At 54.0% G+C, this 21,503-nt stretch carries 13 protein-coding genes, 1 rRNA gene and 1 other RNA gene; 3 read left to right on the top strand and 12 right to left on the bottom strand.

What is annotated here, in order from left to right:
- The 4 genes from HGKM_RS08610 to HGKM_RS09160 all read right to left on the bottom strand — a co-directional run.
- Positions 1-151, bottom strand: a 16S ribosomal RNA gene (locus HGKM_RS08610); the annotation flags it as partial.
- Between the two features lie 232 nt (positions 152-383).
- Complete coding sequence (locus HGKM_RS06680) at positions 384-809, bottom strand: PPC domain-containing DNA-binding protein (RefSeq protein WP_019134563.1); 426 nt, start codon at positions 807-809, stop codon at positions 384-386.
- Positions 810-854: 45 nt separating this feature from the next.
- Positions 855-2,939: a glutamine synthetase III domain-containing protein gene (locus tag HGKM_RS06685; protein ID WP_019134564.1), complete on the bottom strand. Its 2,085-nt coding sequence runs from the start codon at positions 2,937-2,939 to the stop codon at positions 855-857.
- Positions 2,940-2,947: 8 nt separating this feature from the next.
- Positions 2,948-3,742: a DnaJ domain-containing protein gene (locus tag HGKM_RS09160; RefSeq protein ID WP_019134565.1), complete on the bottom strand. Its 795-nt coding sequence runs from the start codon at positions 3,740-3,742 to the stop codon at positions 2,948-2,950.
- Between the two features lie 129 nt (positions 3,743-3,871).
- Here HGKM_RS09160 and ymfI point away from each other — a divergent pair, with 129 nt between their 5' ends.
- The gene (gene ymfI, locus HGKM_RS06695) at positions 3,872-4,627 is read left to right on the top strand and encodes an elongation factor P 5-aminopentanone reductase (RefSeq protein ID WP_019134566.1); all 756 of its coding nucleotides are present in this window, start codon (positions 3,872-3,874) and stop codon (positions 4,625-4,627) included.
- Here the strand turns inward: ymfI and HGKM_RS06700 are convergent.
- From HGKM_RS06700 to HGKM_RS06710, 3 genes are read right to left on the bottom strand one after another with little or no spacing between them, the layout of a single operon-like run.
- Entirely contained in the window at positions 4,620-8,399 is a 3,780-nt protein-coding gene (locus tag HGKM_RS06700) for a UvrD-helicase domain-containing protein (protein ID WP_019134567.1), read from the bottom strand. The genes ymfI and HGKM_RS06700 overlap by 8 nt on opposite strands.
- Positions 8,396-11,953: a PD-(D/E)XK nuclease family protein gene (locus tag HGKM_RS06705; RefSeq protein ID WP_019134568.1), complete on the bottom strand. Its 3,558-nt coding sequence runs from the start codon at positions 11,951-11,953 to the stop codon at positions 8,396-8,398. Before HGKM_RS06705 ends, HGKM_RS06700 begins: the two co-directional genes overlap by 4 nt.
- Entirely contained in the window at positions 11,950-12,906 is a 957-nt protein-coding gene (locus tag HGKM_RS06710) for an ROK family protein (RefSeq protein WP_019134569.1), read from the bottom strand. Before HGKM_RS06710 ends, HGKM_RS06705 begins: the two co-directional genes overlap by 4 nt.
- Positions 12,907-13,069: 163 nt before the next feature.
- Here HGKM_RS06710 and HGKM_RS06715 point away from each other — a divergent pair, with 163 nt between their 5' ends.
- Positions 13,070-13,591 carry a QueT transporter family protein gene (locus HGKM_RS06715; protein ID WP_019134570.1) on the top strand — a complete coding sequence of 174 codons (522 nt, stop codon included), beginning with the start codon at positions 13,070-13,072 and terminating at the stop codon, positions 13,589-13,591.
- Positions 13,592-13,658: 67 nt separating this feature from the next.
- Here HGKM_RS06715 and HGKM_RS08330 read toward each other — a convergent pair whose 3' ends face one another.
- From HGKM_RS08330 to ybaK, 4 genes are all read right to left on the bottom strand, one after another.
- Positions 13,659-14,987 (bottom strand): CapA family protein, encoded by a 1,329-nt coding sequence (locus HGKM_RS08330; protein WP_019134571.1) that lies wholly within the window; start codon positions 14,985-14,987, stop codon positions 13,659-13,661.
- A gap of 14 nt (positions 14,988-15,001) precedes the next feature.
- The gene (locus HGKM_RS06725; RefSeq protein ID WP_019134572.1) at positions 15,002-15,268 is read right to left on the bottom strand and encodes a barstar family protein; all 267 of its coding nucleotides are present in this window, start codon (positions 15,266-15,268) and stop codon (positions 15,002-15,004) included.
- Positions 15,265-15,804, bottom strand: coding sequence for a ribonuclease domain-containing protein (locus HGKM_RS09085; protein WP_019134573.1), 540 nt, complete (start codon positions 15,802-15,804; stop codon positions 15,265-15,267). The genes HGKM_RS06725 and HGKM_RS09085 overlap by 4 nt, the downstream gene beginning before the upstream one ends.
- A gap of 124 nt (positions 15,805-15,928) precedes the next feature.
- Complete coding sequence (ybaK, locus tag HGKM_RS06735) at positions 15,929-16,426, bottom strand: Cys-tRNA(Pro) deacylase (protein WP_019134574.1); 498 nt, start codon at positions 16,424-16,426, stop codon at positions 15,929-15,931.
- A 114-nt stretch (positions 16,427-16,540) separates the two neighbouring features.
- Here ybaK and ssrA point away from each other — a divergent pair.
- Positions 16,541-16,890, top strand: a transfer-messenger RNA (tmRNA) gene (gene ssrA, locus HGKM_RS08620).
- A 492-nt stretch (positions 16,891-17,382) separates the two neighbouring features.
- Here ssrA and HGKM_RS09165 read toward each other — a convergent pair.
- On the bottom strand, positions 17,383-21,312 hold the full coding sequence (locus HGKM_RS09165) for an InlB B-repeat-containing protein (protein ID WP_081585194.1): 3,930 nt from the start codon (positions 21,310-21,312) through the stop codon (positions 17,383-17,385).
- Between the last annotated feature and the right edge of the window lie 191 nt (positions 21,313-21,503).

Consider the following 21,503-nt stretch of genomic DNA (forward strand, 5'->3'; position numbering starts at 1 on the left):
GTGGCAGGTTCCTTACGTGTTACTCACCCATCCGCTACTTTCCTCTCTCTGTCGTCACCCGAAGGTTCTGTCAAAAAGATTCTCGTTCAACATGCATGTGTTATGCACGCCGCCAGCGTTAATCCTGAGCCAGGATCAAACTCTCAAATAAATTCGAGAGCCATATTCTGACTCTAAAAATCAATATACATTGAATGTGATACTCAAGTTCATTGATTGCTATTCTGTTTTGAAAAGATCGCGTCACTCGAGGTGACCTATATAATCTCGCACTTCAAAAAGGTCTTGTCAAGGAAAACTGGAAATTATTTTCTAAAATCCGGTTTTTTTGACCTCCCTTTTTCAAGGGCCATTAAACATAATACACGCCGAAGGCTGACTTGTCAAACTTCAAAGTCAAAAATATTAATCCCGGTAACGGGGTCCAGCTTCCGGTCGACCTTCCCATCATGTTCAGTAATAAAGAGTTCACAGGTCACAGAGATATGGACCTCTTTCACATGGCCTCCGAAGCACTCTCCTTTTTCATTGCAGATGCTGATATGGAGGTGGGGATAAAATTCCCCGTCCTTGGTGGTTATATTCCCAAGAAGGGAGAGGATTTCAGCAGAAAAGGTGAAGTGGTGCTCTTTAAAGGTCATATCCTCTAAAGAAAAAGCTCCCAGGCGGACATCATTAATCGCTCCGATTCCCCGGATGTCGGCCATGGTGATCTTTTCTTTTTTTGCAATTTCTTCCAAACAAGCAATGACTTCTTCCCCCCGGTCAATCCGGCAAACCAGGGTCTTTCCAAAACGACGATAGTCCACAATAATCTCCTTTCATTCTTTCAAGCTGAGTCATGCCCACTTCTATTATTGAACAACCAGGTCCTCTTCCCCGGGATAGGGGTAGACCTGGTAGGGGGTGTTGAGTTCTACCTTCTCCAAAAGATGGACAAGTTCTTCCATCTTGGGCCGAAGAAGCTCGACCATATCCCGGCAAATCTGCCGATCCGAGTCTTCCTGAATGATCTCATTGGTGAGCTTTTCCAGGTCCAGACTCAGCGCGTCGATCTCATCCATAAACCGGGCATTGAGGTCGGCCCGCCTTTTGGCGGAATGAGCCCTCTCCCCTTCCGCTAGGCGGTCCAGGGTCAACTGGTAGTCGGCCAGGGCGGGATAGACCTTCTGGGAGGCCATCCGGGTCAGGATCCGGGCCTGGATTTTGACCAGGTGGATGAACTCCCTGGTCAAGATGTCCTGGCGGGCCTTGAGCTCCACCCGATTTAAAATATCAAAGGGTTCCAAGAGGGCTATTGTTTGGGGGTCGGTCAGGATGGGGACGGTGTCGATGTAGTTGTCGGACCGGTAGAGCTTCCGTTTGTCCGCCTCTTCCACCCAGGCCTCCGTATAGGCATCCCCGTCAAAGAGGATGCGGGCGTGGGCCACAGCAATCTGATGGACAATCTCCAGGACCACCCGATGGAGGTCACTGGCAGAATGGACATGGGCCGCTTCCAGGTCATCCCCGATTTCCCGGAGGGCCTGGGCCATGGCGGCATAGATGGCGGTATTCAGGAAGGAGGCGTTTTGTGAAGAACCCAGCATCCGGAATTCAAACTTGTTCCCGGTGAAAGAAATGGGAATGGTCCGGTTCCGGTCGGTGGCCTCCACCTTCTGGCCGGCCAGGTTGATGATGGGTTCAATATAGGTTGTCAGTTCCACCGGGGAGATGTCCGTCGTTTCCACCAAGTTCATGAAAAGCTTGTGGAGGGGGGCGCCCAGGTAGACCGAAGTAATCGTCGGCGGGGCCTCAAAGCCGCCCAGGCGGTGGTCATTGCCCTCGCAGGAGGAGACCATCCGCAAGAGGACTTGGTGGCGGTCGCAGGCCATGATGAAAGCGGCGATAAAGACCAGGAATTGGAGGTCTTCCGGCTGATGGTCGCCCGGGTCAAAGAGGTTGTCACCTGTGGAGGTCAGGAGGGAAAAGTTGTTGTGCTTTCCGGATCCGGACATCCCGCTGAAGGGCTTTTCATGGAGGAGGCAGACCATGTCATGTTGGAGGGCTACCCGCTCCAAAATATCCATTACCTGCATATTTTGGTCAATGGTCGTTACGGATTCATCGAAAGTGGACGAAAATTCATACTGGCCGGGGCCCACCTCATTGTGCTCAATGTCGGCATAGATTCCCAGCTTCCAGCACTCCTCATTGACATCGTTCATGAAGGCCTGGACCCGGGGGTTGATCCGACCGGCATAGGTTTGGTCGTACTCGCCTCCCTTGGGAATGTCCGAGGAAAAGAGGACCCGCTTGCAGAATTTGATATCCGGTCGCTTGTCCGCCTCTTTCCGGTCAAGAAGGAAGTACTCCTGTTCCAATCCCAACATGGGTTTGACAAAGTCGACTTTCTTGCCCATGAGCCGGAGGACCCGGCAGGCCTCCTTATCCAGGGCCCGGATGGACTTGATTAAAGGAAGCTTGAGGTCCAGCTTCTGACCGTTATAGGAAATAAAAACCGAGGGAATATAGAGAATATTGCCTCGGACAAAAGCATAGGAGGTGATATCCCAAAAGGTATAGCCCCTGGCTTCAAAGGTGTCTCTCAAGCCCCCGTTGGGGAAGGAGGATCCATCCGTCTCCCCCTGGAGGAGGGACTTGCCGGAGAACCGGTCCATAGGACGGCCATCTTCTCCCTTTTGGAGGAAGGAAGAATGCTTTTCTGCCGTCTTCCCGTTTAGGGGTTGGAACCAGTGGCAGAAGTGGGTAGCCCCCCGCTCGATCGCCCAGGTTTTCATAGCATGGGCAATGGCATCCGCCACCTCCCGGTTGATGGGACGCTCTTTTTCACAGGCCTCCTGCCAGGCCCGGAAGACCGGCTTGGGCAGGTAGTCCCTCATTTTTTCCCGGTTAAATTGGTTCTCGGCAAACTTCTCCAAGACTCTTTCGTTGGACATGGCTCCTCCTACATCCGCTTATAGCGGTCGATGTTTTCCTTGGATAGGAATTCATAGGCTTGGTTGATTCTCTGGAATTTCTCTGTCGCCCCGGCTTCCTTATTGATATCGGGATGGTATTTCTTGGCCAGCTTTCGGTAGGCCAACTTGGCCTGGTATTCATCCGTATCGTAGGGGATGCCCAGGGTATCGCAGGCTTCCTTATATTTTTTCTTAAAATCGTCAAAGGGGTTGTAGGCCCCCTGCTGGCGCTGGCGGTTCTGGTAGCCCTCATACCCTCCCTGGGTATAGCCCTGGCCCCCGGTCCGCCCATAACCCTGACCGCCGTAGCCGGACTGGCGGTAGAACTCCCGGAAGATTTCTTCCCAGCGGGCATTCTGGGCCTCCTGGGCCCGACGGCGGGCCTCTTCTTCTTCCTTCATCTTCTGTCTCCGGTAGGCCGGACCATAGTGGGAAAAGTCCTTCTTGGAGTCCTTGCCCAGGCGGTAGTAATCGGCCTGGTCATAAAGATATTCCGTGAAAATATAACGGCCATAATCCAAAAAAGAGACGAAAGTCATTCCCAAGAAGGGAAAGAGGACCAGGACCATCATAAAAATCAAAAACCGGGGATTAATAAAAGGGATAAGGAAGATGCCCCCGGAAAAAATGGTAAAGCCAAAGCAGGTCAGGAGGGGGAGGAAAAGCTGACGCACCCCTTCAACCAGGCCGACAGCAGCGGACAGGATCCTGATCAGGCCCCCAAAGACCAGGTCGATGAAGCGGGCCAGACCGAATAACAGGTTTCCCCATATTTTTTTCATGGGACCTCCTTATGGTAAAATTCAAGGGATAGAAAGCCAAGCAAAAGAGCCAAAGCTTGGAAATACTCGATTTTTATTGTAGCACTCAATATCGATAATAATATGAAAAAAAGGAGGCTTTGGTCAAGTATGGAAGGGTCCAATATGAGGAAGATGGAGACAATTTTTATCACCGGGGGATCTCGGGGAATCGGCCGGGCCACCGCACTCCGGATGGCCGGTCCGGACCGAAAGCTGGCCCTCCTCTATCGGCAACATGAGGATGAGGCCCAGGAAGTGGCTGCCCTCTGCCGGGAAAAGGGGGCTGAAACCCTCCTCCTCCAAGCCGACGTTTCAGACTTTGATGGGCTTTCCGAGGCCTTTGGTCAAGTCAACCGGACCTTTGGAGGGGTGGATGTCCTGGTCAACAATGCCGGCGTCTCCACCTATGGCATGGTCCAGGACATCACTCCTCAGGAATGGAACCGGGTCTTCTCGGTTAATGTGAATGGCTATTTTTACGCCACCAAGCTGGCCCTCCCCCATATGGTCGACCAAAAGTGGGGGCGGATTATCAATATCTCCTCCGTTTGGGGGATGGTTGGCGCCTCCTGCGAATCCCTTTATGCGGCGACCAAGGGGGCCATTATCGCCTTCACCAAGTCCTGTGCCAAGGAGCTGGCCTATTCCGGCATCACCTGCAACTGCATCGCCCCCGGCATGGTGGACACCCCCATGATGGAGGAGTTGGATGAGGAATCCATCCGGGTGGCCCTCTCCGAAATTCCCCTGGGCCGAATGGTTAAGCCGGAAGAGGTGGCCCTTTGGGTGGACCATTTCGCCTCCAAGGAAGCGGAGGCCACCACCGGCCAAGTTCTTTCCCCCAACGGAGGCTGGATTATTTAGTCAGGTCCAGGCGGTCAGCCCTGCCGTGGCGGACCCAGTAGAGATAGGCCTCCACCACCGGCTTGCCCAGGGCCTTTTCCAGGGCCAGGGCGTAAAGCTTAACCTGGTCGGTGTAGCGGTCCTTGACCATGGTCCGGTCGGTTTTGAAATCCAAAAGGAGGAGACCTTTCTTCCCCTCCCCGGTCTCTTCCAGGTCCACATACAAGTCCATACGACCATCGATGGTGAGGGTCCCCTCACCATATTGACCTTCCCCGGGACGGAGCCCCGGTGGGAGGTCTTTTTCTTTGATCCGGAGGGTGAAGGCCTCCTCCCGGTGGACAGCCGGTCCCATAGCCCAGAGTCGTTTCCCTAAGGGAGAGTGGTAGAAACGGAGGACTTGGTCAAGGTCAATGCCTGCCACCTCCTCTTGAGTAAGATAGGCCCGGTCGACCAGTCCCCTGATTTCTCCTTCCAGTTCTTCCGGACTATAGGGCCGGATGGGGAGGGCTTGGAGGATGTTGTGGATGATGGACCCGTAGTCAGCCCCCTGAAATTTTTCGGTGGTCCGGAGAAAGTCCGGGACAGTTAGGGGGTCGCTTTGACCGGATTGACCTTCTCCGGGTCCCCATCCCCTTAGTCCGGTCTCTTTCTCCCGGGAAACCAGCTCGGTCACCGATTTTTTAATGGGCTGGACCCGACCTTGGGAGTCGGGATAGGTGAAGGTCATGATTTCTTCGGCCTGGCTCCAGAGGTCCCCAAGTTCCCCATCCTCATCTTGGCCCTGGTCCATAGCCTCTCCGGTTTCCGGACTTTCCCCGTCCCATGGCCGGTAGGCCCCTTCCTCTTCAATGACCAGGGAAAACCCATCCTTGGGGCGGCCATCCTCAAGACGGTCGTCCGAGAAGGCGGACCCTTCCGGGAGCCGGATAGCCCGGTTTTTCAGGTCCTGGCCGATGGACCCTCGGGCCCGGGTCCAGGCGGACCGGTCATGGCGGAGGAGGGTGATGAGCCAGTCCTGGTAGGACCGGCCCTGGTCCAGTTCAAATTGGACCTCTTCCTCATTTCTGGCCAGGGGGCGGAGGAAGGCCTCCGCCAGGTCCTTTCCCCCGCCGATCAGAACCAGGCGGGAGATGGCCCGGGTCAGGGCCACATAAAAGATCCGGACTTCCTCATCCCTCTCCCGGTCCAACTGGCGGGATTTGTCCAGATCTAAGCGGATGGATGGGCCTTCCAGGATTTTCCCGGTCTCCGGGTCCTCCCGGCGGTCAGCCAGGCTCAGCCCTTCTTCGGTGGAGAAGGAGTAGGGGTCGGATGACTTCCCGTGGAAACGTGCGGCCAGGTCAGCGACGACCACCACCTTGGCATCCAGACCTTTGGACCCGTGGATGGTCATAAGGCGGACGACATTGTCCGACTCGGAAAGGTCGTTGGCGGGGTTCATCCCCTCCCCTCCCGACCCGGTCTCCTCCTCCAGCCGGCGGATCATCCCGGTTAGGTCGGACCGGCCTTCCCCTTCATAAAGCTCGGCATAGCGGAGGAGAACATGGAGGTTTTCTTTCCGCTCTCCCCCATGGTCCAGGGCCTGGACATAGTCATAAAATCCTGAAGACCGGAAGACATAGGCCACGAAGTCCGCCAGGGGCATGAGGTCCTGGGCCTTGCGGAAGCCGAGGATCTTGGACCAAAATTCCAGGGCCTGGTCCCGAAGGGCTTCATAAGACAGACCGGTGGAGGCCATGTCCTCGTCGACCTCCTCTTCTTCCAGAAGAGCGAAAAAGGCATCCGAAAATGACCCTCGAGGGTAGAAGATCCGGACGGAGGCCAGGTCATCATCCGACCAGCCACCAATATAAGAAGATAAAACGGAAAGGAGGGGGAGGTCCTCCCGGGCATTGTCGATGACCTTGAGGAGGTTGAGGGCGATGGAAAGCTCCGTTGCCTCCATATCCACGGACCCCAGGTCGGTATGGGTGGGAATCCCAAAATAGCGAAGGACATAGTCATAGTTCAGGCTGGCAATATTCTTCCGGAAGAGGACTGTAATATCCCGGTAGTTGTGGTCCGGACTTTCCGCTAGATATTTTTTGATCCAACGGGCCAGGTAGAAGGCCCCGGCAGGCTTTTCGTTGATGTACTCCTCCCCTTCTCCGGTGACCTCATCTTCCTCGTCCTCTTCCTCTTTTTCCTGATTCAGGAGGACCAGCTCCACCTGCCCGGGGAGGATTCCCTTTTCCCAGTCTTCCTTGGCCCTCTCCCGGGCAGGAAGGTTGACCCGCCCCCTCTGGCCCGGCGACCGGTAGAGGACCTCCCCCCGTTCGGGAACCATGAGGGGATCGAAGACGGCATTGATGAAGTCCAGGACATTTTTCTCCGACCGGAAGTTATAGGTCAGGAAGAGGGCCAGAGACCGGTCATCTCCTTCATCCTCATAGGCCGCCATCCGGGCTAAGAAGTTCCTGGGCTGGGCCTTGCGGAAGGCGTAGATGGACTGCTTGATGTCCCCCACAAAAAAGAGCCTTCCCCGGTCTCCCGCCAGCCTCTCGATGATCGTATTCTGGAGGTCGGAGGCATCCTGGTATTCATCGAAGTAGATAGATTGGTAGCGGTCCTGGAATTCTTTCCGGAGATCTTCCATGTCGAGAAGGCGGACCATGAGGTGTTCCATATCATCAAAGGAGATGGCCCGGTTTTCCTTTTTCAGGGCCTGGAGGCGGGACTTGTAGTCCAGGGCCAGGTCAACCAGGATGGTCAGGGAGGCCTTGATCCTCTCCCCTTCTTGGGCCAGGACTTCCTTTTCGGCCTTTTTCACCGCTGCTAGCAGTTCTTCCTTCCGCCGGCGTAGGCGGTCCCGGCTTTTCTTGAAGCTGTCCTTGATGGCCACAGCCTCTTCCCCGTATTTTTTCGAGACCGTCAGGGCTTTAAAAGTTGGGGGGCTTTGGATAAGGGAGGGATCGCCGGAGAAGTAGGCAAGAACCGCCTCCTGGTAATAGGCCGACTCCCCTTCCAGGGCCTCCACATAGGCCCGTCCAAGACCGGGGTCGACAGCCCCCAGATCCTCCTCGGCCTGGGACAGAAAGATCTCATATTCCTTGATGAATGACGTCAAAAGAGGGAGGACCAGAAAATCCCGGTAGGCCTGAAAATTTTCTTCAACCTCCTCAGGGCTCCCCAAGCGGTCGATCCGGGCCCTGGCCCAATCTTCAGGTTCGCTGACCTGGTCCATGCAGGCGACCAGGCGGTCGATCATGGCCCGTAGGGGGGCATCGGTCCGACGGTTGGACATGCCGTAAGCCTCGATAAAGGCCATGACCTCCGGGTTCCTCTCCGTATAGACGGATTCCATGAGGTCATCCATGGCCCGACCCTTGAGTTCGGCCAAGGCCTTGGCTTCAATGATGTGGACCCCCGGATCCATGCCTAGGCGGTCAAAATGCTCCTGGATCTTCTCATAGCAGAAGGCATGGAGGGTTTGGATGTTGGCGGAGGCCAGGCTGTTGACCTGGTCGAAGAGCCGGTAGCGGGCTTCCGGAGTTAAGGGGGACTCCCTATCCGCCCTAAGGGCTCCGGTCAGGGCTTCCCGGATCTTCTCTTTCAGGGAATTGGCGGCCTTGTTGGTGAAGGTCACAATAAGCATATTCTTGAGGGATTGCCCATCGTCCAGGATTTCCCGGATGACCCGCTCCACCAGGACAGCCGTCTTCCCCGCCCCGGCCTGGGCGGAGACGAGGAGGTTGCGGTCTCTCTCCTCCACCACCTTTTTTTGTTCCTCCGTGAATTGGACTTGGGTCATTCCACCCTTCCTTTCCATTCGTTGATCGGGACGGTTTCCAGGGTTCGGAAACGACCGAACTGGCCCCGGGGCTCGAACTTGCAGATGGACCGATAGTTACAGTAGGCGCAGGGGGTCTGCTTGGTCGCCGTCCGGTAGGGGGCGATGTCGATCTTCCCCAACCGTCGGTCCCGGTCCAGCTGGCTGGCCTTTTGGAGGGCCTCATCTAGAATCCGGTCCATCTGGTCGACCGTAAAGATCCGGGCTTGGACGGACCCTGCCCCCTCCACTTTTTCAAAACGCCCATCTTCTTTCCGGCGAAGGACGGCCTGGGAAGCCCCCAGCTTGTAAATATCGCTCTGCTTGGTGGTCTTCTTTTCCACCATCCGGCTGTCCATGGCCCGGAAGGCGGGATCCTCATCCACCATGATCCCATCCAGGCGGAGGCTGCCCAGAAAATTCCTCCCCTTATCTTTGATGTACTGGTCCAGGCTCTTGGCATCCCCCACCTTGATGATGTCCTCCGGTCTCAGGCTCATGTAAAAGAAACCGAAGGGCCTGGCTTTCCGGGTAACCGCCTTCAAATAAAGGGCCAATTGGAGGTCCAGGCCGTAGAGAAGACGGGTTAAATCAAAGGGTTTATTCCCGCTCTTGTAGTCGATGACCTGGCGGAAAATCTCCCGGTCGGGTCCCTCCCCGACCAGGACCTCATCCACCCGGTCAATCCGACCCTGGAGGAGGCTGGCCTCCCCCGCCGGAGTCCGGCCGATCAGGAGACCCGGGAAGGCCCTCCCCGGTCCAAAGGAAAGCTCATGGCGGAGGGCGGCGAGTTGGGCCCCCTTGACCTGGTGGAAGACCTGCTTATGGCTGTCCATGAGGCTCTTTTCCGTCAAGGACAAGAGGTAGGCGTTTTTGGGGTCCTCCCGCTTGATTCGGTCAAGAAGGCCAATTTGGGTCTCTCGATAGGCCTCCAAGGCCCTATTGAAGGAAGCCTCTTCCGTTAAACCATCCAATTCCTGCAAGTGGTCGCCTAAAAAAGCGGACCAAGCCGACAGGCTGTCATGGAGGAGGTTTCCCAGGTCCAGAGCGTCAAATTCCAAAGTCCGTGGCTCCTTCACCCGGAGGATGGACCGGACGAAGGACTGGTAGGGGCAGGCTGCATAGGTCTCCAAGCCGGTCGCTGAGATGACCCGGTCTCCGGAAAATAGGGCGGACCGGACCTCCTCACGAAGAGGAGGCCGGTCATTGGTGTAGTGGAGGGCCCGGCCCACCAGACCCAGGTCCCTGGGCCAGGGGGTCCGGTCCATGAGGGAGAGGATACGCTCCGCCTTATCCTTTTTCCCTTTCTTCTCCTCATCCGCCTCGGAGGAGGCCTCCTCCCGAAGGGCATCCGGGAGAAGGGCCAGGCGGAGGGTACGGGAATAGAGGGCATCTTCCAAGCTGAAATCAGCGACAAAGTCGATCTCTTTTCCGGCCGCCTGGGCCAGGCCCTGCATCCAGTAGGAGGGCCTCAAGCTCTCGTTCCCCCGGTTGAGCTTGGACGTAAAGACATAGAGATGGCTGCCCACCTTTCGGAGGGCGGAATAAAAGTTCAGCCTCTCCTCCTCCGCCCGGAAATCCGGCATGGAGGGGAGGAAGAAGCCCCTCTCCCGGAAGGATTCCTTCTCCAAAGGGGTAAAGAGACCCTGGGTTGGGACCGCCTGAGGGAGGTTCTTATCGTTGACCCCCAGCATAAAGACATAGGGCCGGGTCCGGACCCTGGACCGGGTCAGGCTGGAGATAACCACCTGGTCCTGGTAGGGAGGGATGACCCCCAGCTTCATCTCCGATAGGCCTTCTTCCAGAATTTTGAGATAAACGGAGGCGGTGACTTCCCGGTCTCCACCGATAATGACTGTGGTATTTAAGAGGTCCATGACCTGGTCCCAGAGCTGGAGGTGGACCTCAAGGGCCTCTCTACTCCCCTCCTCTTCCAGGCTCTTGCCATAAGCCAAGAAGGAGGTTTTAATGAGATCCTGGGTTAAAAAGAGATAGACCCTTTTCGCTCGGTCACGGATGGGGGCCTTGTCATCCCCCCCGCGAAGGATGGCCAAGGCTTCCTTGATTCTCTCCTGGACTGACCGGGCAACCAAGGTATGGTCGGCCAGGCGTGCAGCTTCCTCCTCCTGGCCTCTTTCGATCAGGGCATGGGAAAAGACCGGGTCCATGGTGAAGAAATCTTCACAGTCCAGGGTCCGGCCCATGATTTTCCGTTGGCTGATATAGGATTGGTAAATTTCAATTTCCCTGTTGGATAGGCCCAGCATGCCTGACTTTAGGAGGCGGAGGTAGGCCGATACCGTGGGCCCTTTTTCTACCACTTCCAAGCCGGCTTCCAGAAGTTTCATGAGGGGGTGGAAGTGGACCGACCGCTGATCATCGTCAAAAAAGGGGATATCCTCGCCTTCCAACTTTTCCCGGAGAAAGCCCCGGTATTCCTCCTGGTCCATGAGGATGACCTGGATGTCCTTATACCGGGCGCCATGGTCCAGGACCAGCTTCCGGATTTCCAGAACCAGGCCGTCAACCTCGCTTTCCGTTTTCCGGTATTCCCTCAAGGTCAGGGGAAAGTCCCCATCGGGAACCATGGGAGTCCGGTAGGAGAAGACGGAGGAAGCCAGATAACCGAAGGGATCGCTGGGGTCCTTTTCAGCCGGAATGATCTCCACCCGGCCACCCCTGTCCCGGGCCAAACCCTTGACCTGGCCCAAAAAGCGGAGGGAAAGAGCGAAGGCGCCGGCATCGGGAGCTAGGCGGTCCAGACCTGCGGAAAGGGCCTGGTCAGGGGTCCGGTCATCCGCCCGCAATAGTTCCCGGGCCAAGTCGATGTCCAAAAGCATAGAAAGGTCGACGGGGCCCAGGCTCAGGAGGGATTCCAGGGCATAGACTTCCGTTTTCGAAAGGGAATGGAAATGCTCAAAGAAAAACCCGGTCCGGGGAAAGAAGGCTCCCCCTCCCTTCTTTCCATCCCTGACCTGGCAGAAGGCCTTGCGGAGGCGGTCATCCTCATCATCCAGACGACCGGCTAAAGACCCTTCATAGGAAGCCATCATCCGGGCCGTCTCCAGGAGCTTTTCCCGGGAGAGGGAGTCGGGGTCCATAGTCTCGGCCATGGCGGACAGGTCCTCTGGGCCGATCCCATATTCCTTAAACTCCCGGATCTGGTCAGCTAAAAGGGCCAGGAATCCCGGCCCCCGCACTTCTTTATTAAAAACCTTCCAGTCCTCCCCCTCTTCTTCAAGCAGGAGGCGGAGGACCATCTTTTGCCCGTCTCCGGAAAGGAGGAGGTCCTTCCGCCCCTGACCTTCTTCAAAAATATCCCGGGCCAGGGAGGAGAAGGACTTGACCTGGAGGCGGAGGAGGGAGTCCCGGTGGAAAAAGTCAAAAAGGGCCTGCTCCGCCTCTACCGTATACTGGTCGGGCACCAGGAGGATGGCCTTATTGTCCGGATACTCAAGCCATCTTCCGATAGACCGGTAGAGGGAGGCAGCTGCCGCATCCGGCTGGCGGGAGAGGTGGACACGGAGGGGGTTCAAATCTCCGCCTCCCAGGCCAGGTCGAGGACCAAGCGGGCTGCCCCGATCATCCCCGCCTGGTTGCCCAGGCTGGCCTTGACAATGGGTGTTTCTTTCAGTCCCTTAAAGGCATAGTGGCGGTAGCGGGTCCTAACGGGGTCGAGGAAAATATCTCCTGCCTCGGAGACCCCGCCCCCGATAACAATTTCTTCCGGGTCCAGAACTGCAGAGATGATGGCCAGGCCCCGTCCCAGGTACTCCCCGGTTTCTTCAACAATGTGCTGGGCTAAGGGATCACCAGCCTTGGCGGCATCCACGATATGCTTGGCGTTGAGGTCTTTGACCCGTCCCAGACGGGAGGGAATCTTCCCCTCTTCCAGGCCTTCCTTGGTCCGGCGGATGATTCCGCTGGCCGAAGCCACCAGCTCCAGACAACGGTGGCCTCCGCACCCGCATTCTTTCTCTAAGTCATAGTCAAGGAAGGGGATGTGGCCAACTTCTCCGCCGGCCCCATGGGCCCCCTGAACCAACTTACCGTCGATGATGACTCCACCCCCGATCCCCGTCCCCAAGGTAACCAGGATCAAGGACCGGACGTGGGAGCCGGCCCCCTGCCAGAGCTCGCCCATCGCCGCAACATTGGCATCATTATCCAGAACAATGGGACAGGTGAAATAATTTTCCAGAATATCGACAACCGGGACCCGTCCCCAGCCCAGGTTGACCACATTGGTGACCACTCTTTGTCCCTCAACCGGCCCCGGGATTCCAATGCCGATCCCCTTAAGATCCTCCAGATCCCCATCGCTTTCTACCAGTCGAAGGGCTTCCTTAGCCAGGCCCTTGAGGAAGTCCTCGGGACTCACTTCGCGAGAAGAGCGAAAAACGCCTTCCTTCCTCTTGGTCCCATCCAAGGAGAAAAGGCCCATTTTTACCGTTGTTCCGCCAATATCAACCCCTAAAATTTTTTTCATCTTTTTCCCTCCGATCTTTCCTCCATTTTACCAGATTCCCCCTCTCCTTTCTTGTCCGTCCCGCCTTGCCCCGGCCTTTTTTTTAGGGTATAATGAAGGCCGTTTTTCCGTTGTTTCGAAGTGTTTACTTGGCACCCACTTAAAAAATCAAGGAGTTGAATTCATGCAAGAATTTCATTTCTCGGCCAGACTCTTGGCCCGCCAGGCCCTGATTGCTTCGGCCTACACCGTCCTCACCTACACCGCCCAAGGCTTCGCCTACGGCCCCATCCAATTTCGCTATAGCGAAATCCTAACCTGGCTGGCCTTCTTGGATCCCAAGAATGTCATTGGCCTGACCCTAGGCTGCTTCCTGTCCAACCTGGGTTCCCCCCTTGGGCTTATCGATGTCTTCTTCGGTAGCTTCCACACCCTGGTTGCTGTCCTGTTCATGGCAAAAATGTCCTCGAAATATATCGCTGCCCTGGGTCCTGCCCTCTTCTCCTTCATCATTGCCGGAGAGCTGGCCATCATCGGAGAAATTCCTCCCTCCCTTTTTATGGAAACCTACGGGACCATCGCCCTCTCCGAATTCGTGATTGTGGCCCTGATCGGCCTGCCGGTTATGGTCCTATTGACCCGCTTTCCGGCTTTCACGAATACCGTTATCGACTGGACCATGGCTCCGGTCAAAGAGGTCAAGTGATCGATATTTTCCGACCAAGTGAACAAAAAAAAGTGACCCCTCGGGGTCTCTTTTTTTCTCTTGGGATTTATTTCTCGTCTAGAGGATTCTCCATCACCTTGATCTCCGTCTCCGGAAGATCCTTGGAATAGAGGGTCTCATAGACCTCCCGCCGGGCTTCCTCCACCCGCTTGACTTCCTTTTTTGACAGCTGAGCCATCTTGTCCGGATTCTTGAGATAGTCCTCCACCGCGAGGGTTTGGTAGTTTAAGCCCTTATCATCCCGGGTCAGGCGGACCCAGAGGGGGGCAAAGTCCACAGACACCAGTCGGGCATGGTCCTTTCCTTTTTTTTCGATGGTCATGTCAACTACGACCCCGTGCTCCACCCGGTAGTCATCAAAGACCTCATAGCGCTGCTGGGAGATGAAGTTTCCGCAAGCGTAAATGATAAAACAGTCCCGGCCATCCTTGGCCCGGTAAGTTTCAAAAGGGCCCACCACATGGGGGTGATTTCCGATGATGGCATCCATGCCCCAGTCGGCATACTGCCTATAGTTCTCCCGCATGGCCTGGGTTTCCCGGGTCTGGTATTCAATCCCGTTGTGGATGGACCCGATGATGAAGTCAGCTCCCTGGGCCTTGCAAGCTTCGATGTCCTCCTTGATCCGGTCAGCTTCCATAAAGTTCAGTCGTTCATCCAGGAGGGCTTTGTCGTAGGCCTTTTCAATCCCGTTGAAGCCGTAGGAATAGGCGAGAATCCCGATCTTGACCCCATTCACTTCCGTGATGATGAAGCGGTCTTTCTCCCCTTCCTTTCGGGTCCCCACCGGGATCAGGTCATGTTCCCGCATGAGGTCCAGGACCTGGTCCACCCCGGTCATCCGCATATCCAGAGTGTGGTTGTTGACAGTGGAGAGGACGTCGAAACCGGCATCTTTCATGGCGGGAAAGATGGTGGCGGGGGTGTTGAACATGGGGTAGCCGGAGGCAGGCTTGTTGGAATCGTGGGAGGCCTCGAAATTGGCCATGGTCAGGTCGGCCTCACGGAGGTAGTCGGCTACCAGGGCAAACTCCCGCCTGGCCTCCTCCAGGTCGTCGTCAATCCGCTGGGCCTGCTCGCTGTGGTGCATGATGTCCCCCGTCGCCTTGATCCGGACGGTGGAGGTCTTTTCTTTTTCCGGAGCCGGAAGAAGACCATTCCCCTCCCCGGATGTCTGACTCCCTAAGCCGGGGTAGGCCTCTTCGATAGGGCCCTTTTCCTGTGGAACCGCCGGTGCCTGGACGCTCCCCCCACCCCCCTGGAAGGGACCGATGGAAAAGATGACCATGGACACCAAAAAGAGACAAAGGATAGTCAGGATGATTCTTCGGAAACCTCTTCCCTGTGGGTGGGAATAATTCTCATTTTCCATCATTGCAGAGGTCTCCTTTACCAGTAAATATGGATGTTAAAGCCCTCAATGGCCTGGAGGTCACCGAAGAGGTCAAGAAGGGCCACGCCATAGTCCCCCATCTGCCGAACGACCAACCGGGCCTGGTCAATCTCGATGTCCCGGTCGGGTTCTTCCATGAGGACATCCCAAAGGGCATCCAGGTTGTGGCCCATATAATCCGGGAATCCAAAGATTTTTTTCATATAAAGGTAGGCACTTTCTCGGTCCCGGAAGTGCTTCCCGCAGAGAACATATCGCTTCATCTTGGACTCCTTTCTTTGGGAATAATTTGGACAAAATGATCGTAGTGGTCGTCAGTGAAAAAGATCAGGCCGTCGTTGGAATAAACCAGACGCTGGGGACCCCGGTGGTCCGTATAGCCGGCCATGATATCCGCCTCATAGTAGGTCCTCCCCTCCTTCTTAGGGAGAAGACCTTCCCGGTTGCCAAAGCGGTTACCCCCGATGATAGCTCCGGGGGCATCGGAGGTTTTCCATCCCCCTGATAGGGCTTCCTCTTTTTTATGGTAATTAGGAGGAAGTGTGGAAAATTTCATGATGTAGAGTGCGACATCTTCCAACCGGCTGTAGGGTTCTCTTTCTTCAACAGGGCCCCCGTAGGTCACCACTTGAGAGATGCCGGAGAAGGAGGGCTGGTGGCCCCTGTCCTGGCAGGCGGTAAGCAGGACAACGAGGGCTAGGAAAAGAAAAAGCCTGGCCAAAACCCTTGGCCAAAGGCCCCTTCTCTTTTCTTCCCGAAGATTAATGACGGATTCCTTCTTCTCCGTGATTTTCTTCAAAACGTGAACTCCCTTTCTTTAATCCTGATCATTCCTCTAGATATTTTCTTCTTTCCATTTCTACCCAAAGATTCCGGATCTAGACCAGAAATCCTCCTTGCCGGGAAGGAGGATGGCTTAAAGCTTATTCACGGGGGGCCGTATCTTTAACAACCAGGTCGGCCAGTCGATAGTTGAGAACTTTCTTCAAGTCCTGCATGGAGACCTCCATCTGGAGGCCCACCCGGCCCGCAGAAACATAGATTGTGGGATAATTCACCGCCTCCTCCTGGAAGTAGGTGGGAAAGGTCTTTTTCATGCCTACCGGCGAACATCCCCCATGGATATAGCCGGTCAGAGGCTCCAGGTCTTTTTGGGGGATCATCTGGATGGACTTCTCCCCCAGGACCTTGGCTGCCTTCTTTAAATCCACATTTTCATTGGAAGGGATGACCAAAACATAGTGGTCCTTGGACTTTCCAACAAGGACTAGTGTCTTGAAAACCCGATCCGGATCTTCCCCTAGGGCGGAAGCCACTTCTTCTCCGCCTACAGCTCCACTAACATAATAGGGATGGAGATCATAGGGGATCTTCTTCTGGTCCAATATGCGACAGGCGTTGGTTTTTTCTTTCTTAGCCATAGTCTTCCTTTCTTTGTATTCTCCACACGATTGTCTCTTGATTCTCTGTTATAATAACCATAAATCCGTTACAATGGAACGGAAGGGTCAGGAATTTGGCCCGATTTGCTTTACGGGGATGCCCTGGTTTCGACAGGGATTTTGAAGAAAGATAAGCGAGCCGTCAGGCAGATGACGTTAAACAGGCAACTAAAATTAACTGCTAACGATAACGAATTAGCTTACGCTGCTTAGTTAAAAGCAGCCGGCCCTCCGGATGGACCCGTAACATACGGACTGGCCTCAACCATGTCGGGAAACTTCTTGTGCTAAGCTTTGCCCACAAGTTGGATTCATGAAGCTACCGGGTGTTTTGGCTTGTTTATTGGCTTAGCCGCCCGGGAATCAAATTCAATAAACTACGCTCGTAGAAGTTCTTTTGAATGAGTTTCTGGACGCGGGTTCGATTCCCGCCATCTCCATTCTGAGAAACCCTTTAAGAGCAGAACCGCCGAAGAGGCTTGTCACCAAGTCCTTTCGGCGGTTTTGTTTGATGAGGGATTTCCGCTTCTTATCGAATTGCCCAGAAGAGATCCGAAATTTTACCATCAATATAGTGGTGGTTCGACGAAAATTGAGTAACCAACACTAGTGTTTTCGGTCCAAAATAGTGGTGTTTACTCGAAAATTGAAAAACCAACACTACTGTTTTTGATCCAAAATAGTGGTGGTTACTTGAAAATTAAGAAACCAACACTACTGTTTTCGGTCCAAAATAGTGGTGGTTCGCCGAAAATCGAGGAACCAACACTATGATGGCCCTTAATTTTTAGTGGTGGTTTGCAAAAAATTGAAAATCACCACTACTATGACGAGAACAAGACCTCAATATAGAAAAGCAGATCTCAGGAATCCTGAGATCTGCTTTTTGTTGCTGAGATTCATCAAGGGATGGCACTTTTAACGCTTGACCCTGATTAATTCTCTTGCTTCCATCTTAAACGACGACCGATGAAGAGAGCAAAGAGTGCAAGTACGCCTAAAATCCCTGCGCCCATTATAGTAGCCATATCGTCTCCCGTCTTCGGCGACCTTCCCTGGCCATTTCCATGACCGCTTCCGGTCGAGTTTTGACCCCCTTGGTTTTGGGATGAGCCTGCCGGATTTGACTGGCCTGGCTTGTTGGGAGTTCCTGGCTTGTTGGAATCTCCCGGCTTATTCGGATCTCCCGGTTTGTTGAGATCTCCCGGCTTATTCGGATCTCCCGGCTTATTGGGATCTCCCGGCTTATTCGGATCTCCCGGCTTGTTGGGATCTCCCGGCTTATTCGGATCTCCCGGTTTGTTGGGATCTCCCGGCTTACCGGGGTCGACCGAGCCACCGGGGTTTACTGGGCATCCCTTGACCACATAGACCGGGACCCGGACCAGGCGTGATGAGCCATCAGCAAAGGTCACTTTGAGATATTTGAAGGTTGAACCACCTTTTCCTATTGCATGATTAAACGCAACCTCTTGATCCTTCAGCTCGGGGTATTCTTCCAAATTAATATCTGTTAAAACCGAGCCTTCGGGTTTCTTCACCACGGAGGGGACATCATACTGGGATAATTCCGGCTTCTCATTTACTTTGGTGACAAGCCAGCCTACCGGTATCTCAGGAAGTGGCTGGATTGTTTCTGCCACCGGACTGTCGTATTCAGCCGTGATGATCGTATCCCGGGTAAACATGGCTGTTGTTGAATGGTCCCACTTCCGGAAGGTATAGCGGAGGTCTCCTTGCTGGCCGCTCGTGTGAACAGTTTTCCCTACCGGATCGGCAACGCCCAGGTTGACGATCACATTGGGGTTGACATAGAAGTAGCTTTCCTTGGGATTCTCTGCCTTATTGGTCGGTCTAACGGTGACCTTGACAAAGTGATCCGGCGTACCTTCCGGTTTCGAACCATCGGCCAATGCCGGAATGACGTTGTCATAAACAACGACCGGTACTTCCAGCTCGTGAATACTACCATCCTTATAAAGCACCATCAGCTTTGCCTTAGTCGGCTGGTTTTCCGGATGTGCTTGTGAAACATCGGGAAATTCCTCAATGGCCACTTTCTCAATCTCTGCACCGGTTGCCGCTTCAATGACATTCTGAAATGCCTGAGGTTCCGGAACCCGTCCAACGGTAGTGGTTACGGTATTTCCGGTGGGTTCACCTGCGATAACCTTCAAAGGCACAGTAATGGTGACTGTCTTTCCACCCGGATAGGTGACCTTGACCTTGGCCTGGGTCATACCGGGTAGGGATACGTCCGGTTGTCCGTCATCTGTAAAAGTAAATGTGGTTCCTGCGGGCAAGGGATCCTGGGCTGAGCCCGGGATGTTTTCAATCAAAGCTTCAGGAGCAGGGTTGACGCCTACCGGCGTTTCCGCATTTTTCTTTGCCACCGGCGCAACCAAGAGTTCCCCGCCCGGAAGTGATACTGAATATTGGGCGGTAATTTCCGTATCCTGAATAAAACGACCGGCAATGACCGCCTTTCCACTGTCCGGCTTCATCCAAGAGGCGATCGTACCCTTGGTCACCTGCCAACCCTTAAAGTGGTAGGTGAGATTGAGTCCTTGAGCATTGGTTTCGGTTTTTCCTAGCGGTTCAGCCACCGGAAGTGTGACCTCCGTATCGGCCTTCACCCAATAGGACTTCTCTGTTTCTGCCCGGTTGCTTGCCTTGTCCGTCGGCAGGACCGTCACGGTGACATAGCCATCCGGCTTGGATTCACCCGGCTTTACTTCAATCACAACAGGGATAAAGAAGGCGGTAACGGTAGTATCGTCCCTATACTGGGTTTTTACCGTTACGTCCTGACTCCACTCCTTAAAGTTGTAACCCTCCTTGCTGGTCGCTGTCGGCGGATTTAAAGCCACCAGCTTATTCGGATTGACATAGTATTGGGTGACGCCGGTCAGCGTCCCATGTCCATCGGTATCAAAGGTGACTGTTTTATAGCCATCCGGCTTATCCACACCCGGCTTGGCTTCAATCACATCAGGAAGGGTTTGGAAAGATCCCTCGATCGTGGTTTCCCTCGTATATTTACGTGAAATTTGAGGATCCGGGCTCCAGGCCTTAAATGTATAGCCAACCGCAGTGTCATATTTCGGTGCTGTCAGGGTCACTGGGCGGTTGGGGTCCACCCAATAAGTCTTGGTTTCCTCTGCGGAAATTGACCCGCCCTCGCCCTTGATGACAAAGTTCACCTTGACGTAGCCGGGGGTTTCCTTGGTCTGGACGGGGTCAATCAGCTTAAAGGAGGCGGTAACCGTCGTATCTATTTGATACTGTGTTTTCTGGGTTACATCCTGACTCCATTCCTTAAACTCATAGCCCGTATTTGCGGTGGTCTCCGGTGGATTCAAGGTCACTTTCTTATTCGGGTTGACATAGAACTTCTTCGCCCCTTGAAGAGTGCCATGTCCATCGCTATTAAAGGTGACTGTCTTATAGCCATCCGGCTTGTCCACACCTGGCTTGGCTTCAATGACATCATCGTAGGGGGTGAAACGGAATGTAAATGTGCTGGCTACTGTAAAGGTCTTCTTGAGCGTAGCCGGATCCCATTTCCCCTCCGCCTTAAAGCCTACATTTGGGGTCTTGGTGATCTTATCCGCATATTCCGTTAAATCCACTTCTTTTGTCGGATTGACGAAATAGGTAGTTTCTCCACCCAGTGTCCCGTTTCCGTCGGATACAAAATCAACCTTAACGTAGTTATTCGGGTACCGGTTTGGTTTCCCCTTTTCATCATGTTCCGGGATGATATCAGGGAAGGGAATATTGACTCGAACCGTTTTGGTGACATAGCGGTCCCTATTCGGGTTGCTATTTTTTCCGTCATAGTAACCACGGAGGACAATTTCGTAGCTTCCCTGTTCCTTAAGTACCTTTTGATTACTTTCCAAAGCCGGGGTACCATTAACCGGGGTAATCGATAAGGCCTCATATTGGATCTTGTGCTTTGTGCTATTGCGTTTCAGCTGGTCCCTTAATTCGGCCGGCTTCAGCTTCTCATCTTCAGTTATTTCTTTAAGATTTCCATTATGTTTCCCGACAAGTTCCGTAAAGGAGGTAACCAATTTCCTCAGGTCATCCTGGTTGGTGGTATCAAAGGCTTCCCCCTTGGGAAGGGTATAATCCGCCACATCCATGTTAAGAATGGTCTGTTGGTCCGCCGGGTTGTAAACGTCATAGACGACTGAACCCCAGATTTCACCGGCCCAGTAATCCGTGTCCGTATAGTTGGAGGGCATGGGCCACTTGCCATAGTATTGGTTATAAACACCAAGAACGTTCAGGGCAATATCGTAAGCTCGCCCGATCGTCCAATAACCTCCCCCTTCACCGTATTTTTGAACCCTTATCTGGTATTCATGAATACTCTCTTCCGGAGTGTCTTTGATCACTTTCGGCAAGTCTGCCCGGTCCAAGGTGATCTCCACCTTACCGCCGGCATCCGTGTAATAAAATCCCTTGTCGTCCGTTCCCGGAGCCTCAGGAATCGCCATATAATGTTTCTTCGTCGTTCCCGGGTCACTAACTCCTCTACCGAGAAAGACTCTCTTTCCCGGAACAGGCCCGAAATTCTGACTATCAATGACCCAAAATCGAATTTTGGCTTTTCCGTCTGCTTTTCCTACCACATAAGGCTCCCCGCCGGTGGAAGGGAATTCGATTTTTCCGTCTATATCATCGGTATCAATAATATAGTCCCACAGATAGCTCCACTGGGTGCCTTTACGGTGGTCAATTATCATATCTCTCCCCGACGCTGCATTGGCTGAACCGGAAAAAGATCCGACCACCATTAGGGCAGCGAGAAGGTAAGACATGAACCGTCTCCACACTCTTCCTTTCTTTGCCATAAAACTTCCTCCCTCATTTCCAAAAAGAATCCCATTTTTTCCTATTCCGGACAAAACTCCCTATCCAAATGCTGCTTTGTCCTATGGAATAGGACCGGAATGCGAGTTACAGACCTAGTTATACATCTTTAATTATAACATGGAATGCCGAGAGAAAGAATCGTATTTCTAAAAACCCTTGAAGAAACAAT

Source organism: Kallipyga massiliensis ph2, from assembly GCF_000311985.1.
Classification (GTDB): Bacteria; Bacillota; Clostridia; order Tissierellales; family Peptoniphilaceae; genus Kallipyga; species Kallipyga massiliensis.

Bases quoted from the DNA above. Each gene is read 5' to 3' on its own strand.
- HGKM_RS06685 (WP_019134564.1), bottom strand. From the start codon at position 2,939: ATGTCCAACGAAAGAGTCTTGGAGAAGTTTGCCGAGAACCAATTTAAC.
- HGKM_RS09160 (WP_019134565.1), bottom strand. From the start codon at position 3,742: ATGAAAAAAATATGGGGAAACCTGTTATTCGGTCTGGCCCGCTTCATC.
- ymfI (WP_019134566.1), top strand. From the start codon at position 3,872: ATGGAAGGGTCCAATATGAGGAAGATGGAGACAATTTTTATCACCGGG.
- HGKM_RS06700 (WP_019134567.1), bottom strand. From the start codon at position 8,399: ATGACCCAAGTCCAATTCACGGAGGAACAAAAAAAGGTGGTGGAGGAG.
- HGKM_RS06710 (WP_019134569.1), bottom strand. From the start codon at position 12,906: ATGAAAAAAATTTTAGGGGTTGATATTGGCGGAACAACGGTAAAAATG.
- HGKM_RS06715 (WP_019134570.1), top strand. From the start codon at position 13,070: ATGCAAGAATTTCATTTCTCGGCCAGACTCTTGGCCCGCCAGGCCCTG.
- HGKM_RS08330 (WP_019134571.1), bottom strand. From the start codon at position 14,987: ATGATGGAAAATGAGAATTATTCCCACCCACAGGGAAGAGGTTTCCGA.
- HGKM_RS06725 (WP_019134572.1), bottom strand. From the start codon at position 15,268: ATGAAGCGATATGTTCTCTGCGGGAAGCACTTCCGGGACCGAGAAAGT.
- ybaK (WP_019134574.1), bottom strand. From the start codon at position 16,426: ATGGCTAAGAAAGAAAAAACCAACGCCTGTCGCATATTGGACCAGAAG.
- HGKM_RS09165 (WP_081585194.1), bottom strand. From the start codon at position 21,312: ATGGCAAAGAAAGGAAGAGTGTGGAGACGGTTCATGTCTTACCTTCTC.